General features: G+C 44.1%; 13 protein-coding genes. All 13 read right to left on the bottom strand.

Annotated features, from left to right (window positions below; translation table 11 throughout):
* Positions 1-15 precede the first annotated feature (15 nt).
* Complete coding sequence (locus tag IAE45_RS15265; protein WP_015509266.1) at positions 16-318, bottom strand: PTS sugar transporter subunit IIB; 303 nt, start codon at positions 316-318, stop codon at positions 16-18.
* Positions 319-342: 24 nt separating this feature from the next.
* Positions 343-2,412, bottom strand: coding sequence for a BglG family transcription antiterminator (locus IAE45_RS15270; RefSeq protein ID WP_195960372.1), 2,070 nt, complete (start codon positions 2,410-2,412; stop codon positions 343-345).
* 236 nt (positions 2,413-2,648) lie between these two features.
* Complete coding sequence (locus IAE45_RS15275) at positions 2,649-3,698, bottom strand: FUSC family protein (protein ID WP_200127154.1); 1,050 nt, start codon at positions 3,696-3,698, stop codon at positions 2,649-2,651.
* A 261-nt stretch (positions 3,699-3,959) separates the two neighbouring features.
* Positions 3,960-5,180 (bottom strand): NAD(P)H-dependent oxidoreductase, encoded by a 1,221-nt coding sequence (locus IAE45_RS15280; protein WP_042890446.1) that lies wholly within the window; start codon positions 5,178-5,180, stop codon positions 3,960-3,962.
* Between the two features lie 26 nt (positions 5,181-5,206).
* Positions 5,207-5,812, bottom strand: coding sequence for an NADPH-dependent FMN reductase (locus tag IAE45_RS15285; RefSeq protein WP_005234653.1), 606 nt, complete (start codon positions 5,810-5,812; stop codon positions 5,207-5,209).
* A gap of 24 nt (positions 5,813-5,836) precedes the next feature.
* Positions 5,837-6,775, bottom strand: coding sequence for an FAD:protein FMN transferase (locus IAE45_RS15290; protein ID WP_200127156.1), 939 nt, complete (start codon positions 6,773-6,775; stop codon positions 5,837-5,839).
* A gap of 201 nt (positions 6,776-6,976) precedes the next feature.
* Positions 6,977-7,828, bottom strand: a complete 852-nt coding sequence (locus tag IAE45_RS15295; RefSeq protein ID WP_200127158.1) for a helix-turn-helix domain-containing protein — start codon at positions 7,826-7,828, stop codon at positions 6,977-6,979.
* A gap of 64 nt (positions 7,829-7,892) precedes the next feature.
* Positions 7,893-8,615, bottom strand: a complete 723-nt coding sequence (locus IAE45_RS15300) for a deoxynucleoside kinase (RefSeq protein ID WP_200127196.1) — start codon at positions 8,613-8,615, stop codon at positions 7,893-7,895.
* A gap of 119 nt (positions 8,616-8,734) precedes the next feature.
* Complete coding sequence (locus tag IAE45_RS15305; RefSeq protein ID WP_233619091.1) at positions 8,735-9,070, bottom strand: nucleoside 2-deoxyribosyltransferase; 336 nt, start codon at positions 9,068-9,070, stop codon at positions 8,735-8,737.
* Positions 9,067-9,645: an LOG family protein gene (locus tag IAE45_RS15310; protein ID WP_200127160.1), complete on the bottom strand. Its 579-nt coding sequence runs from the start codon at positions 9,643-9,645 to the stop codon at positions 9,067-9,069. Before IAE45_RS15310 ends, IAE45_RS15305 begins: the two co-directional genes overlap by 4 nt.
* Positions 9,646-9,967: 322 nt before the next feature.
* The gene (locus IAE45_RS15315; RefSeq protein WP_015509256.1) at positions 9,968-10,375 is read right to left on the bottom strand and encodes a helix-turn-helix domain-containing protein; all 408 of its coding nucleotides are present in this window, start codon (positions 10,373-10,375) and stop codon (positions 9,968-9,970) included.
* Positions 10,376-10,622: 247 nt separating this feature from the next.
* A complete protein-coding gene (locus IAE45_RS15320) occupies positions 10,623-10,832 on the bottom strand; it encodes a hypothetical protein (protein WP_200127162.1) in 210 nt (69 codons plus the stop codon).
* Between the two features lie 9 nt (positions 10,833-10,841).
* On the bottom strand, positions 10,842-13,937 hold the full coding sequence (locus tag IAE45_RS15325; protein WP_200127164.1) for a WxL domain-containing protein: 3,096 nt from the start codon (positions 13,935-13,937) through the stop codon (positions 10,842-10,844).
* Between the last annotated feature and the right edge of the window lie 313 nt (positions 13,938-14,250).

A 14,250-nucleotide genomic window follows, 5' to 3' on the forward strand; every position in this document is an offset into this window, starting at 1 on the left:
CGTCATGCCTCTTCCTTACAGTGCGCCTTTTTCCGTTAATACTGGGATGATTTTTTCTTCGATTTCTGGTTTTGAAACGATGTTGCGTAAATAAATAATTGCGGTTGTCGGGTCCAAGGCAAACTTTTCAAATTGCGTTCGGAAATTCTCTGCCGTAATGATGATGTCTGGTTTCATTGATACCGCTGATGAGATATCAACATGATCCAATTTCGCCTCCACTCCTAATTTCGTTAAGACATCTTCTGTTGACATCTGAGCCGCAAAGCTGCTGCCAAGACCTGCACCGCATACGAATAAGATCGATAATTTGTTCATGATTTTTTCCCCTTTTCTTGTTTTTTATGAAAATAGCAATGATTGAAAAGCTTCAATCGTAGAGCAAGCCAGCAACTGCGTGACTTTTTCTTCATCATTGATCAGTTCGATCAATTCCTTCATGATGGCAAGATGAGAGTAGGAGTCCACCGCAGCCAAGCAAAAAATGATTTTGACGGGGTCCATTTCTGGGTTCCCAAATGCGACTGGCGGCGCCAAGGTGAGGACACTCACACCCAACTGCTGGGCGCCATCTTCTGGTCGTGCATGCGCCAGCGCCAAATGTTTGCCAATGACGATATAAGGACCGTATTCCTCCACCGCCGCAACCATTGCCTCGATATAGCGTTTTTCGATGATCTGTTCTTTTAATAGCGGCTGCGCAGAGCGTTCAATGGCTTCTTCCCAATTTTGAACAGGAACGTTTAATTGAATATGACTAGCGGATAAAACATCTTTTAACATTGGCTGAATCTCCCTTGCATTAATGGCTAATTGATTTTGTTCAAACAAGTGTGTCAATTTGCGATAGGCGGCAGCATCGACTGTCCCGCCGCTTTCTTCAATCACTGTAAGCAACTGATTGAAGAACAGCGTGGCATTTTTTTGGTCAAAGGCGATCCGCTTGAATTGTTCATTGTTGTTTAAGAAACGGCGGATCACTTGGTGATTTTCTTCATTGATGATCGGTGGGATCAGTAATACTGGCTTTTCTCGATAATCGATCTCATAGGTTGAAAAAACCAGATCTACATCGAATTTTGTAATCAAATTGACTTCTTGTGAATTCAAGACTGCCGCAACTTCTACTTCCGGAAACTTCTCCTTGAGGCTGGCTGCCAGCAGATTACCGGTTGCCATTCCATGGTTACAGACGACGACCGCCTTATAGATCGTAATGATCTCGTGGTTCAATGAACTTAGGGCTGTAGAAAAATGGATCACGAGAAATGTCAGTTCATCTTCTGATAGTGGTTGACCGACGATCTCTTCGATCGTAGGAGCGAACCCCTTGACGGCTTGGTAGATTTGTCCATAATTTTTGCGAACGGTCTCTTTGATCGGATTGGGTACTTGAATGCCGCTCTTGGCTCGAACGATCAGCGCGGCCATATGTTTATACAATCCCTCTAACAGCTCTTCTTCCTTTTTACTAAAAGGGATCTTGGTTTGGCATTCGACAAATTGAATCAGCTGCAGCGACAAAAGTTGCGCATGCGCCCATTCGATGGAATTGGACAAATCTTTAAAGTTCAGTGACTCGATGATGAAAGAAAGATAGTTGACTTCGATTTCTGGTGGCTGGATCGAAAAGGTTTCAGCGATCGCCTGGATATAGGCTGACCCTTGAAGCTGATTGCTGGAAGTAGACCAGTTCATGCGAGTGATAAATTCCTTCATTCTGATACGCATCAGCCAAATGGCGGTAAACAATAAGATTTGGCTACTGTACAACTCATTTTGATTTGGCGGCAACACTGCTTGCATCACTAGTTGGATCTGTTTGATTTCTTTTTGCGGCAAATAGCGATAAAGCAATTTCGTAAAGACTAGATCTGGGGTCTGTTTATCAAGTGGCAGCCTACCGATCCGCTGATTGATGATGTCAAAAATCATCGTCCGAATCGCTCGCTCCGATCCATTCAACCGCAGTCCTTTTTTTCCTAGGCTGATGATCTCAATGCCATATTTATTGATGTCCGCCCGCAAACGGCGCATGTCTTCATCCATGCTGCTTTTTGATATCTGGTACGCTTCTTCTTTTTTATTCAACACCAGGATCTCTTTTGAAAATGTCAGATGCAGCAACAGATCAAAACTACGCTCTTCACGGGTCATATATTCCGACTGTTGTGCGTGTAATGCCTGCCAAACGATGGCTTGCTGTTTCGAGGTCAGTTTCAAAAGGATGCCCTTTCCTCGAAGGGTTTGGATCGGTCCGATGTGTAAGTCAGCAAGAAACGTGTTGATCTCATTCAAATCATTGCGGATCGTCCGCCCACTGGCTGCGGTCTCTTCTGCCAGTTGCTCGATGGATAGTGGATAATCAGTCACTAACAGGCGATGCAAAACATCTACGATTCGTTTTTTCACAACTTTCTCTCCTTCTCTGATTTGAGTATATGATTTCGCTTACAACAAAAAAAGTAGATGTTTCTGCCACTTTAGTTTGCAAAAATGTAAACGCTTCTATTTCAAAATAGGAACCTTTGCTCGATTATTTCATATTTCCCTTATTTTTCCTATCCGATGGAGATAACGTTTAGATAGAGGATCAAAGGCAAAAAAAAGCAAGAGCTGCTGCTCTTGCTTATCGATGATGGTGCATTCTATTGTGTATGATCCGTCGTGTCTTCTGGCTTATTTCCCAGCGCTTGTTCCATTTGCTTTACTGCCCAATCCATTAGAAAGATCAACAGCATTGCCAGCACGCTGCCGATCAATGCCCCTGAAAAACGCAATGGGATCAATTTCAGCGGCGTAAAACTAGTACCGATGGTCATTAACAGCAGGACTTGCGGATTGGTAAAAAAATTAGCAACGGTATAATTGACTGGCATAAAAAACTCCGTCAATATGTTTAGAATGATCAATACCACTGCGATTGCTTCAAGGGGCATATGCAAGGACATCAATAAGAAACCCAGCAGCAGCCCCACGATTCCCCCCAGTACCCTACCGATCGTGCGATTTTTGATTTTTTCCATATGTTCCCCTGCCAATACGGCAGCAGCGGAAATCAAGATCCAATAGCCGTTGCTGTCCCGCAGCAGATAGGCAATGTAGGTCGCAATAAACAATATCAAAGAAAAGTGCAGCGCCTTGATGACCATTTCTGGTTGCTGAGATAATGCTAGCGAATATTTCTCGTGCAAGCTCAGTTGTTGAAAGGCCGTTTTTTCTTCTTTCAGCGGCAGCTGTTCAGCCAACGAAATCACCAGTCCAGCAAGCAGCGAGCCTGCGATGCCATAAAGCAAATAGGAACTGTGGTGCAAGATCTCTCCAAGGTGCGCTGCGTGAAAATTAAAGCCGGTGGCATAAAGCATCAACACGAAGAAATAATCGGGCTTGGGGATCCGCATCACTTTTGACAACAAAAACGCAGAAAACGATAACGCACCGATGATAAAAGGCGCGCTCCAAGGAATCAGTGCTGTCCCAGCGCCTAAAATAAATGCCAGCAGCAGCGCAGCGCCGTGGGTCAAAATGGCGCGCAGATTATAAAAAAGGGACCGATGTTGAAAAGCCAAGTAGGAAAAAGCCCCCATCGCCCCCACAGAACTTATCAAAGGGTCCTGAACGAGGATCCCAATAAACAAAGGAACCGCCATCGCAACCCCTGATCCTAACGGACGCAAGACTTTTCGTTTGTCTTTCATGCAATTCCTCCTATCAAAAAATATGTACGATGATACAGCCGTTTTATAATCAACGTCCTAAACTAGTATACGAAGCAAAAGATGAATATGCAAATTTTTTTCAGAAACTTTGTGAAATTCTCGCAACGATGACCTTGATCAACCCAATCGCTCATAGAAAACCGTTTATTCATGAAAAAGCAGCAAAAAGAGAAGCATTCGCTTGGCAACTGATTGCAAGCGAATGCTTCTAGCGATTCCTTCTCTCCCTTTAGACAACCCTTATTTCACTGAAGCGCTGGTGACCGCATCTGCTGCAGGTGCGTCATGAGTACTGGCACTAGTGACCGCATCGGTCGGTTCTTGGTGCACAGAAGCACTGGAAATGGCGTCTTCATTGCCGACAAGTTTTTGACCGGTTTGTTGCAAATACCATTCGATGATTGGCTTGAAATCAAGGATGTATTCGTTGATCCCCGCATATTCGCCGTTTTCATCGTGCATCGCTTGATAATTGTGGACGATGTATTTTTCTGGCACCTGTTTCGGCACATGGACCCGAACCGCGTCGGTTGCCCCACTGCGCAGCTGTTGGATCACCCACTCAACATTTTTGAAAGATTTTTCAGGATGGCATTTTGCTAATGGATTGCCGACTTGTCCTGGCACACGTGCTGCCAGCATATTTTGGGCTTCTTCCCGCAGATTGTAATACAAGAATTGGTTGTTGCTATCGGCAAATGTCAATTCCATCGGCATTGAATCTAAGAAGTAATTGATCTGATCGACTGTCAGCAAGCCGCGATTTAGTTTGACGTAGGTATTGCCAGAAACAGCACCGACTGCTTCAGCGGCTTTTTCCAGCCATTGATCATCATACATATCCACCCCTTCCACGGTGGTTGCGATTTTCCCTGTGGCGTAGAGGTCTTCGGGCGGCAATTGTTTGGGACCCGCTAAGGCAGAAACGACTTTGATAAATTGCAAGAAGCTGTTGATCGTCGCATCTAAAAAAGCAACCGTTCGGGCATCGATCAAATCACCGGCTTCATCAAAAGCTTCTTTGGCTTTGCCTAACAAAAACTCATTCCCTGGCATCACTAAAGCATTGACTCCCGGTGCGTCCAAAATCTGGCGCAGATGCAGCTGGGCCCTTGAAGTTCCTTGATCATAGTAAGAGGCACCCACGATCATTACTGGTTTGTTTTCCAAAGGATGGATTTTGAATGAAAGCCATTCTAGCAAGCTTTTCAGTCCTGCCGTCACGGTATGGTTGTGCTCTGGTGTAGCAATGATCACACCGTCTGCCATCAATAATTGCCGATTCAAACGCTGGATGGCTGGGCTTTGGGTTTGATCTTCCTCTTGATTAAAGAGAGGAAAGTCTTTGATCTCTACAAGTTCTAACGTGAATTCCTTTTTGTATTGCTTTTTGATAAAGTTCAGCAGCTGACGATTGGTGGAGACTTCAGCGGCTGATCCGACGATTCCTATCAATTTCATTGTCTTTACGCTCCTATCTTTTGCGATTAGATGGTTTCCCATGAAAATTCAGCAGCTTCTTTTTGATTGGCGGCATGGGCGTGCTGCAACTGGCTGGTAATTTTTACAAATAAAAGAAAATCGTTGAACAGTCCTTGCAGTTTTTGGGTCTGCTCTTCATCGATCAAGTTGCCTTGCTCGTCAAACGCTTGCAGCGAATGACCTAATAGAAATTCAGAGCTAGGCATGATCCGTGCTTTTAACTCTGGAGAGTCCAGAATCTGTCTTAGATGGGCTTGGGCACGAGAAGAACCTAACGTCCCATAAGAAGCACCAGTGATCATCACTGGCTTGTCAACAAACGGGAAAATTCCATAGGACAACCAGTTCAGGGCATTGATCAACGCTGCGGGTACGGCATGATCGTATTCTGGTGTGCTGATGATCACACCGTCTGCTGCCGTGATTTTTTCAGCAAGCTGGGTTACTTGTACGGGCAACTCCTTTGATTCTGGTTTGTTGAACATTGGAAGATCTTTGATCTCGACTAGTTCGATCTCTGCCTCATTGGCAAACATTTTTTTCATAAATTGCAACAACGTGCGATTGGTGGAACGAGTGGCATTGGTTCCTACGAATCCGATAAATTTCATCCTGTCTCTTCCTTTCTGGTTGGGCTATCTTAAAAGTCTTGCCTGAATGCCTTTAGAGGCAATGACTTCATTTTCTTTGGTTACGATGATTCCTTCGATTTCTGGCTGCTGCTGAATCTCTTGCAAAACAACTGGAATGGGCTTGCCAAACAAGCGCGAAGTCCAGATTTCCCCCAGTAACGATGTCGCTGCAACGATCGTGATGCTCAAATACCCACATTCGATGGGAAAGCCACTCTGAGGATCAATCAAATGATGATACGTTCCTTCAGCGGTGGTCAAGACCCGCTCATAGATCCCCGAAGTGACGACGGTTTGGTCCTTGATTGGCAGAATGCCCAAGGTGTCGGCCCGACCACCCTTGGGATCTCGGATCCCGATCCGCCAATGCCCGTCCGAATGATTTGGTGCAGCGCCGAAACAGACAATATTTCCGCCTAAGTTGATCAATCCATACGCTACGCCACGGGTTTGGCAAAGGGTGCGTAACTTATCAGCGATGTAGCCTTTTGCTAATGCTCCGAGGTCGATCCTCATTCCAGCTTTTTTCAAAAAAACCTTGCCTGCTGCCAATTGGATCTGTTGCGGGTCTGTTAGCGCAAGCAACTCTTTGACCTGCGTCTCTGATACGATGCGGGCATCTTCAAACCCGATGCGCCATGCTTGGACCAGTGGACCGATGGCAATATTCAGCTGACTGTGGGGAGCACAGCTATGGTGTTTGCCGATTTCGATCAGCTGGTACAATTCTGGATCAAGCACAAGCCCCTTTTGTCCTGCCAACTGATTCAGCTGATTCAATTCCGATCGCGGATCATTAGCACTAAAGCGATGGTCGTATACTTTCAGCTGGGTCTCCAGCTCGTCCAGTACACTTTCTGGTTTTGTATGAGCGACTTTTAACTCAATGGACGTGCCCATCCGCTGAATCGTGCGAGCGGCTTCTCTCACTGCTGCCTTCATAAAATCCCTTCTCCTAAAAACGATGCATCTCAAATTATGTTAGTTTTTTCACAATTAAAGAATACTCCCGATATATTTTTTTGTCAACACGATTATATATTTTTTTATATAAGAAAAAACAAAAAAAGCAGTCCCTTCGTCGAAAGGACTGCTAGTTATCAAGCATATGAGCAACAAAACTTTTTTGTCGAAAATATATTTTTATTCGATCGTTTCTTCGACCGCTTTTAAATGCGCCAGTAATTTTACGTTTTTATTGATTTTGGCATATGCTCGTGCATCGTGTAACATTTCCAAAATTGTTTCTTTCGGATGTTGTTCGCGAATGGCATTTTCGGTCAGTTGGGCTGCCGCGCGAGCCAAGTAGTAGGTCAAATGATTGTCAGAACAAATCGCCAACACATAATTCAACAAGGTATCACTAGTTTCCAAATCATCGACTTTGGCATAAAAGACGCCGCAATGAAAGACGATGTTCAACACCCGCCACGTGTCTTCGATCGTTTTGATCGGATAGGTATAAATTTTCTCAAAGACCTTCGTCACATAAAACTCGGCCTTTGCCCATTCTTCTTCTCTGGCATACACCAAACCGATCCCAGTATACGCTAAGAGATCAAACAATTCCTCCGCCGTTTCATTCATCAATAACTGATCGAATTGAAACAGGACATCGGTAATCGCATCTTCATTAAAAATCATTTCAAAGCCTTTTAAATAATCATATTGCGCTTTTAATGCTGGTTCATCGATCAGCTTCACTTCGATTTGACTTAACAATGCAGCCAACTGTTCGTACTCGCTCGTGATCAAGTAGAATTCGGCTTTTGCCAATTCTTCTTTGATTTTGGTCGTTGCGACATTCATGGAAGAAAACAAGTCGACCAATGGCAAGCCGATCCGATTACACAATTTGATCAAAATTTTGAGGGACGGTGCTTGACCGTTGTTTTCAAATTTACTCAAAGTGGCTTGCGTACAGATTCCTTCCGAAAGTTCTTGCTGCGAGAAGCCCGCCTGTTTCCTCGCCTCAATAAATCGTTCAACATTCATCGCCTTGCTCCCTCCCATTGTCGATAAGACACTTTTTTTCCCTAAGCTGTCCTCAACTGCTGGATCAGCTTGTCACAGATGCTGCATTTTTCTTAGAAAAATCACCTTTTGCGATGGCTTTGTCCGTACAATAGTGTCCTTTGTCATGGATCTGACGGACTTCCGCCAATTTTTCTTGGATCATCTCGAGGATCACCATGAGGTTGTCTTCATTGGCAACAAAGTCCAATTGATCCCCATCAATTTGCATTTTCGGACAAACGTCAAAGTTTTCATACCATTCATCGTATCGCTGATTCAACTCTTTGTAATAGTCGTACAATGTCGGATCGTTGGCAATTTGTTCATAGGAACGCCCACGTTTGTTGATCCGTTCAATCATTGTATCCAAGGAAACCTTGATATGAACCATTAGATCTGGATGTTTCAATGGCGCTGATTCTTCCAATTCCCGCAACATCGTGTTCAACAGGTTATCGTATTGTTCGACTTCCATCGGTGCGATGCGACCTAGATCCGCATTTAGATGAAACATCAAACTATCCTCATAGATGGAGCGGTCAATGACATTGTCATCATTGGACAAAGCTTCCCGCATCCCTAAAAAGCTTTTGTTTAAGAAAAAAATCTGCAATAAAAAGGCGTATCGTTCTGGATTGGAATAAAACAATGGCAGAACATCGTTGTCCTCCACGTTTTCATAGAAAGGCTTCGACGCCATTTCCTTCGATAAAAAATCAGTCAAACTGCTTTTTCCTGCCCCGATCGTTCCTGCGATTAATAACACATTCATCATCCTTTATTAAATATAGTCACCGACAAATGCTCGGTGCGCCATCGCTTCAAAATCATACGCTGTTCATGCCGCCAAATCAGTCAAATACGCTTGCACCGACTCCGTCAACATCAAATTGACCGCCGCGGCTTTTCCTGAAAAGCGATCACTGGTTTATTTCGTACGTGTGCTGCGCCGATTTCAAAGGCTGATCCCGGATCGGAGATCCCTTCATGGTCATCCAAAACGGCAACGACGACGTCGGCTCGTGTCAATTCCAGCATGTCTTTTTCGAAAATTTCTCTTGCCCATTCTGGTGTATTGGGTTCAGATGAACCTTCTTGATACAAGCGCGGCGAATAGACCGCCAAGGGCTGCGGGTTTTCAGCTAAACTGCGTTCTACCTGTTTGAGTCGGGCGACTTGTTCGCTTGAAAAAAACGGTCCCGCTAAATAGACATGCTTCATCCTGCCAAGCACTCCTTTCCTGACCCCATCGCAGCCAATCGTTGGATCAACGACTCAACGTCAGATAGGAAAAAAAGCGTTTCGGACAGCTCAGCCCAAGCAAAGCTAGAAGCTTCAAACATTTTTAGCAGCGGCTTCAGTCCATCATTTAAGCCTTCGGTCATCAATACACCGATCGGCTTGCCTGACAATGGCTCAAGAGTCGTAAAAGAGCATACTGCTGACAACTCCTCTAGTGTACCAAATCCACCAGGTAATACAAGGTAGGCATCGCTCATTTCCAGCAATTGTTGCGTTTGTTCCTCCCTCGTATCCGTATAGAACTCAGTATACGTGCTTGATCCAGTGACGATTGGCGGCAATTCTTCTGCAAAGGAACCTGATGGATAGATCCCTGTCACTGCGCCTTCTTTTTCAAAGACCCCTTTCACGATCTCCTTCATCAAGCCAGCCAAAGGGCCGCAATAAACCAACTCGATGTGATTTTTTGCCAAGGCATTGCCGATGGCACGAGCGGTCTTTGCCAACTTTTCCTCATTTTCTAAACGGGTGCCGCAACATACAGTTACTCTCAAAAACAACAGCTCCTTCTTCACTACATCTGCTATTTTACACAATCTCTCAAAAAAGTAAATACTATATATTGTGCTCCATTTAGACAAAAACCGTTCTATTCACTATATATTGTATATAGCCGTTAGTATCTTTTCACTTTTCCTTAAACGTTACAAACCTTGAAAATAGCAGAAAAGAAAAAGTAGAATCAGCTTTCATCGATTGCCTCAGCCCTCTTTCATCCCACATAAAAAAACACGACGCAGCTGGGCTCGTGTTTTTTTATCCATCACTTTTTTTCTCTTGTTCAAGCAAAATTCAGCAAAATACTGTATAAAAAATTTATTTTTCGTCAGTGGCTGCTTTCAGTTTTTTCAACTCCTCTTGCTCGACAAAAAAGGTCACTTCTCCTGTTTCTAAATCGACGGATGCTTTGACTTCAACCCCTTTTGGGAAAAACTTGCTGGCATCGGTCTCGATTTTCAAACGCATCGTTCCATCTTTCAATCCAGCGCCATAGGTCATCGTACGAAAGTTCTTTTTCATTCCTGCTCGCTCCTTTTTTAATAGCTCATCGACACTGCACCCATAAAGGGTACTCAGTTTTAATAAATTCAAACTGTCTGGTACCGTCTTGCCGGTTTCCCAATTTGAGATCGATGTGCGGGTCACTAAAATTTTTGTTGCTACTTCTTCTTGGCTCATTTGCTGTGTGACTCGATGGTTCTTTAGTGCTTCCCCAATCGTCATCTTGGCCTCCTTCTCCTACCTTAACGCAGACCTGCTGTGATTGCTGCTCAAATCCATTGATATTGCGGCATTGTCAAACAGTTTTGACAGGATTTTCTTAAACGAACTCTCCGTGATAGCGGTTTTCTTTCTATCATAGATGAAAAAAGAACAAATGACTAGAAAATGATCTTCTTATTTTTAAGAAAACATTTGGCGAACGACTACATCTTTCGTGACAAAATGTTTCCGAACTATTTCTTGCCCTTCAACGTGAAGGAGTAAAAAGCAGCATCTGCTCTAGTAAACGTGATGAATGATTCCCCCATTTCTCTAAGCAAAGAAGATCCGCCAAAGCACAAAGGGTGCTATCGGTTGCTTCATCATCGATGGCTGCTTGCAGATAAAAAAACAGCTGCAGATTTTCTCTGCAGCTGCTGGCTCCATTTTCTTCCTTTTTTCGATTACTGAGAAACATTGGGGCGGCTCAGTCCATCTCTGGGACAAAGCTTAATTCCCAATGGATAATGCCCGTATAGCTTGTTGCTTGCGGTGTAGCACTGATAGGAACTTCCAGCATCACACTTTGATCCATTGTTTCTCCATCACCAAAACGTTGGATCCATGTCCCGCTGCCTTGTCCCTCTTCTGCTTTTGCCAAGATTTGTCTGCCTGCATTTAGTTCACGGCTTTCCCAGTAGGTTGGGGCGCTGGAGGTATTCGAACTTGTCGTTGCCATGCGGATGTTGTTGAGTAAGAGCTGGACTCCCCGCAGCTGATGGCCTTCCTCACTGACAAACCCTGCTTCATCTAGCCGTGCGCTCAGTGTCCAGCCGGTGGACTCCTCACGCCGATCCGAAATTTGAACATAATTTGGACGTTCTTCACCAGCAGGATCATTCTCTGCATTGCGCAGCTTTTGCGGCAGTGCTGGATAATAGACTTGACTCGAACGAATCGGCACGTGTCCGAAATCAAATTGCGAGATAAAGTCGATACTGATCAACCCTTGGTTTTCAGGAAGAGTCGGACGATTGTCTGGATCAACATCTACATCAGGATTCAGAGGATCTCGAGGATCGACACCGTCTACGATGACGGAGGTCTCATCGCGTCGTCCATTTAAAAATGCCGTTGCCGTTACAACTTCTTGCCCGCGGAAATAATCAAAGTCATCAAATTGGGAAAGATCAAATTCAAAGGAGCCATCTTCTTCGGCAATGACATGGAACCATTCCGTTTCCTCTTCCCCCGTTTCAACGGGTCCAATCACTGGTTCTGGTAAACTCAGATCCCTACTGAAACGAACGTAAGCGCCGGGACTGGTTTCTCCCGTGATCGTATAGGAATTTCGTCGAGAGCGATCATTGGTCAAAGGATCAAGCGCGATCTCGACACGAGGAATCTTCTCAAATAAGAGACGTTGTGCTCGTGAAGCAAAGTTCACTCGAGCATCTTCCGCTACATTGGGGTCTACTGCGGTAACCTTAGTGCCACTCGGTACTCCTCCTGGAGAATTTGCGAGCCCTGGACGAGAAAAAGTAGACTCAAAGCTTAAAATATTTTCCCAAGTATAGGTAGATTCCTCCGTTCTATTGTCACGATTCCACTGATGTATAGAATGATTCCGTGCATCCAGTATCAAATTTTGGAGCAAAGCCGTGTTCCCTGTAAGATTTCCAGTTTTTTGTAAGTTTACCTTTGCCGCATCATTAATATTCATCCTAATAGATGAGCTTAAAGCTTCAAGCCTATGGGCAGTCGAAATCAAACTATGTTCGGGTCTATGACCATCAGAACGAATATCTAAGGTAGCATCTTCCTCGATGGTCAAAACCCCACCCGAATGGTAGTAAATAATATGCTGATTTGTATTTTGATTCACTGCTTCAATTTCAAGTGTACTTCTCTTTCCGAGAGTAAGGCTGCTAGTATTCCCAAGTGGCATCGAAATAAGCGTTCTATTGTCCCAATTATCGCCAATATGAGTACGACCAGGAGAATAAATGCTTACTTTACTATCTTCTAACAAATGGATATGAGAAGTCACATTCGACCAGCCTTGTTTTGATATGGAACCAAAATTATGTTTTGGGTTCAAGTAAAGAATTGAACGTTCCCCAACCGTCAAAATACCATGCCCAGAAAAGTACAAATTAGATCCAGCTGCTTCACCTGCAGCAGTCCCATTAGCAGTAATGGTTATTTTCGCATCGTCTCCAATAATAAGACTCGTATTCGGATTAAGACTCCGCTGAAGATCATAAAAATGAATATTCCCTGAGTTGATCGTGGAAAGTTCAACTGTTGCTCCATCCTTGATCTCCATACTGTTGATTTCAAAATTCGCTTGATTAAGATCATTAATATCCCAGTTACCACGCCCTAGACCTGCGTTATAAGGAGACATTTGATGAGAAGACACATGGCCCGATAAAACAACTGAAGTACTACGAGTATATAACAATTGATTGCCAATATGCGTAACATTGTGATAACGGATCTTTGAACGAGCCTCGTTCGCATCACTTATATTATTGAGTTGAATGGGACCATAGAAATTCCCACTATAAATTTCCAAATTTTGAAGTGTAAGGTCCCAATGGATGTTTTCAGCTGTATTGACTGTTATGTTATTAAAGGCTACCGACACTGATCGAAAATCGATTTTATGTCCTTGTCCGTCGATGATTAACGTTCGAGAAATTCGTGGCGCATTGTGATAGAGGTAAGTAGGGTGTCCATTAGGATTTTGATCCCACCAATGGTCAGTCATTGTAACGTTGCTTAATCCGTCTGCCGGACGATCAGGAGAGTCAAAATCATCTACCAGAAGGATATGGTTATATCTTGTGTCCTGTATAGCTCGCATAAACTCTAACCAATCGCTTACTTCTATCGTCCGAACATCATCCCCTAATAAATACAGATTGCCCGGATCATCGGCATCAAAGGGAAGCGGTTGACTCGTCTGCTCTGTTTGGCCAGGGTCGGTTGTTTCTGGCTGCTCTGTTTGATCATGTACGGTTGTTTCTGACTGCTCTTCGTTCTCGGGTTCTGTTTCCTCTCGATCACTTTCTGGCGCTTCTTCCTGACCTTCCTCACCTTCTGCTGGTGAACCTTGGATTTCTATCTCTATCCGTTCTTCTCCTACCATGACTTCGTAGGTTCCTTCTTCTTCAAAGGTTAGGGGCAAAAGCCAACTGCTCTGAGGTGTTTCGCTAAGTAGCTGCCATTGGTCAGCTTCCACCTGTTCAATCGTCATTCCTTCGGGAAACAAGGAGGGCTCAATCACTGCCTCTGGCGGCAGAACCACCGCCACTTCGGTTACTGGCTGATGTGCCATGATTTCGATGGGGATTTTCTCCCCTAAATAGCCTTGCTTGTTGCTTGTTAAAAATTGAAAATCAACGTCTGTTAAATCAGCCCTTTCTTCCACTGAAGAAAGCTCATCCTCTTCTCGTTCTTGCTCCTGCAGCGCATACAATGGCGCAATAAAAGTATCTCGTAAGAAGGGAAAACTCAACGGAATACTCACTAGCCCAATCACTAGGAGCAGCAATTTTAGCGGCTTCTTTTTCATTTTGTTGATCTCCTCCTTTCTTTGTCTAGGTACTATGATTGTGACGATTGGCTAGTGACTGCTCACAACAACTAGGAAATACAGCCAACGAAATACTCAAAGCCAATACAGTTTTTGCTCCTTTTCTTCGCTTAAGCTGAGCAATGCGTTTCTTATGGATAGCTGCCAGAGGCCCAAGCCTAAACGCTTTTGAAAAATCTGATTTTAGAAGTGAAAAACAGGTGCCCACTCCTCTTTTCCTGCGGAGAAAGATCCACACTCCTTGATTGTCTCTTTAAGTATAATGGACAGCTCCACAGATCAAAAATCAGGA

Source organism: Enterococcus sp. S53, from assembly GCF_016516865.1.
In the GTDB taxonomy this organism is placed as follows: domain Bacteria; phylum Bacillota; class Bacilli; order Lactobacillales; family Enterococcaceae; genus Enterococcus_D; species Enterococcus_D innesii.

Bases quoted from the DNA above. Each gene is read 5' to 3' on its own strand.
- IAE45_RS15295 (WP_200127158.1), bottom strand. From the start codon at position 7,828: ATGAATGTTGAACGATTTATTGAGGCGAGGAAACAGGCGGGCTTCTCG.
- IAE45_RS15275 (WP_200127154.1), bottom strand. From the start codon at position 3,698: ATGAAAGACAAACGAAAAGTCTTGCGTCCGTTAGGATCAGGGGTTGCG.
- IAE45_RS15305 (WP_233619091.1), bottom strand. From the start codon at position 9,070: ATGAAGCATGTCTATTTAGCGGGACCGTTTTTTTCAAGCGAACAAGTC.
- IAE45_RS15285 (WP_005234653.1), bottom strand. From the start codon at position 5,812: ATGAAATTTATCGGATTCGTAGGAACCAATGCCACTCGTTCCACCAAT.
- IAE45_RS15325 (WP_200127164.1), bottom strand. From the start codon at position 13,937: ATGAAAAAGAAGCCGCTAAAATTGCTGCTCCTAGTGATTGGGCTAGTG.
- IAE45_RS15320 (WP_200127162.1), bottom strand. From the start codon at position 10,832: ATGTTTCTCAGTAATCGAAAAAAGGAAGAAAATGGAGCCAGCAGCTGC.
- IAE45_RS15315 (WP_015509256.1), bottom strand. From the start codon at position 10,375: ATGACGATTGGGGAAGCACTAAAGAACCATCGAGTCACACAGCAAATG.
- IAE45_RS15280 (WP_042890446.1), bottom strand. From the start codon at position 5,180: ATGAAATTGATAGGAATCGTCGGATCAGCCGCTGAAGTCTCCACCAAT.
- IAE45_RS15290 (WP_200127156.1), bottom strand. From the start codon at position 6,775: ATGAAGGCAGCAGTGAGAGAAGCCGCTCGCACGATTCAGCGGATGGGC.
- IAE45_RS15265 (WP_015509266.1), bottom strand. From the start codon at position 318: ATGAACAAATTATCGATCTTATTCGTATGCGGTGCAGGTCTTGGCAGC.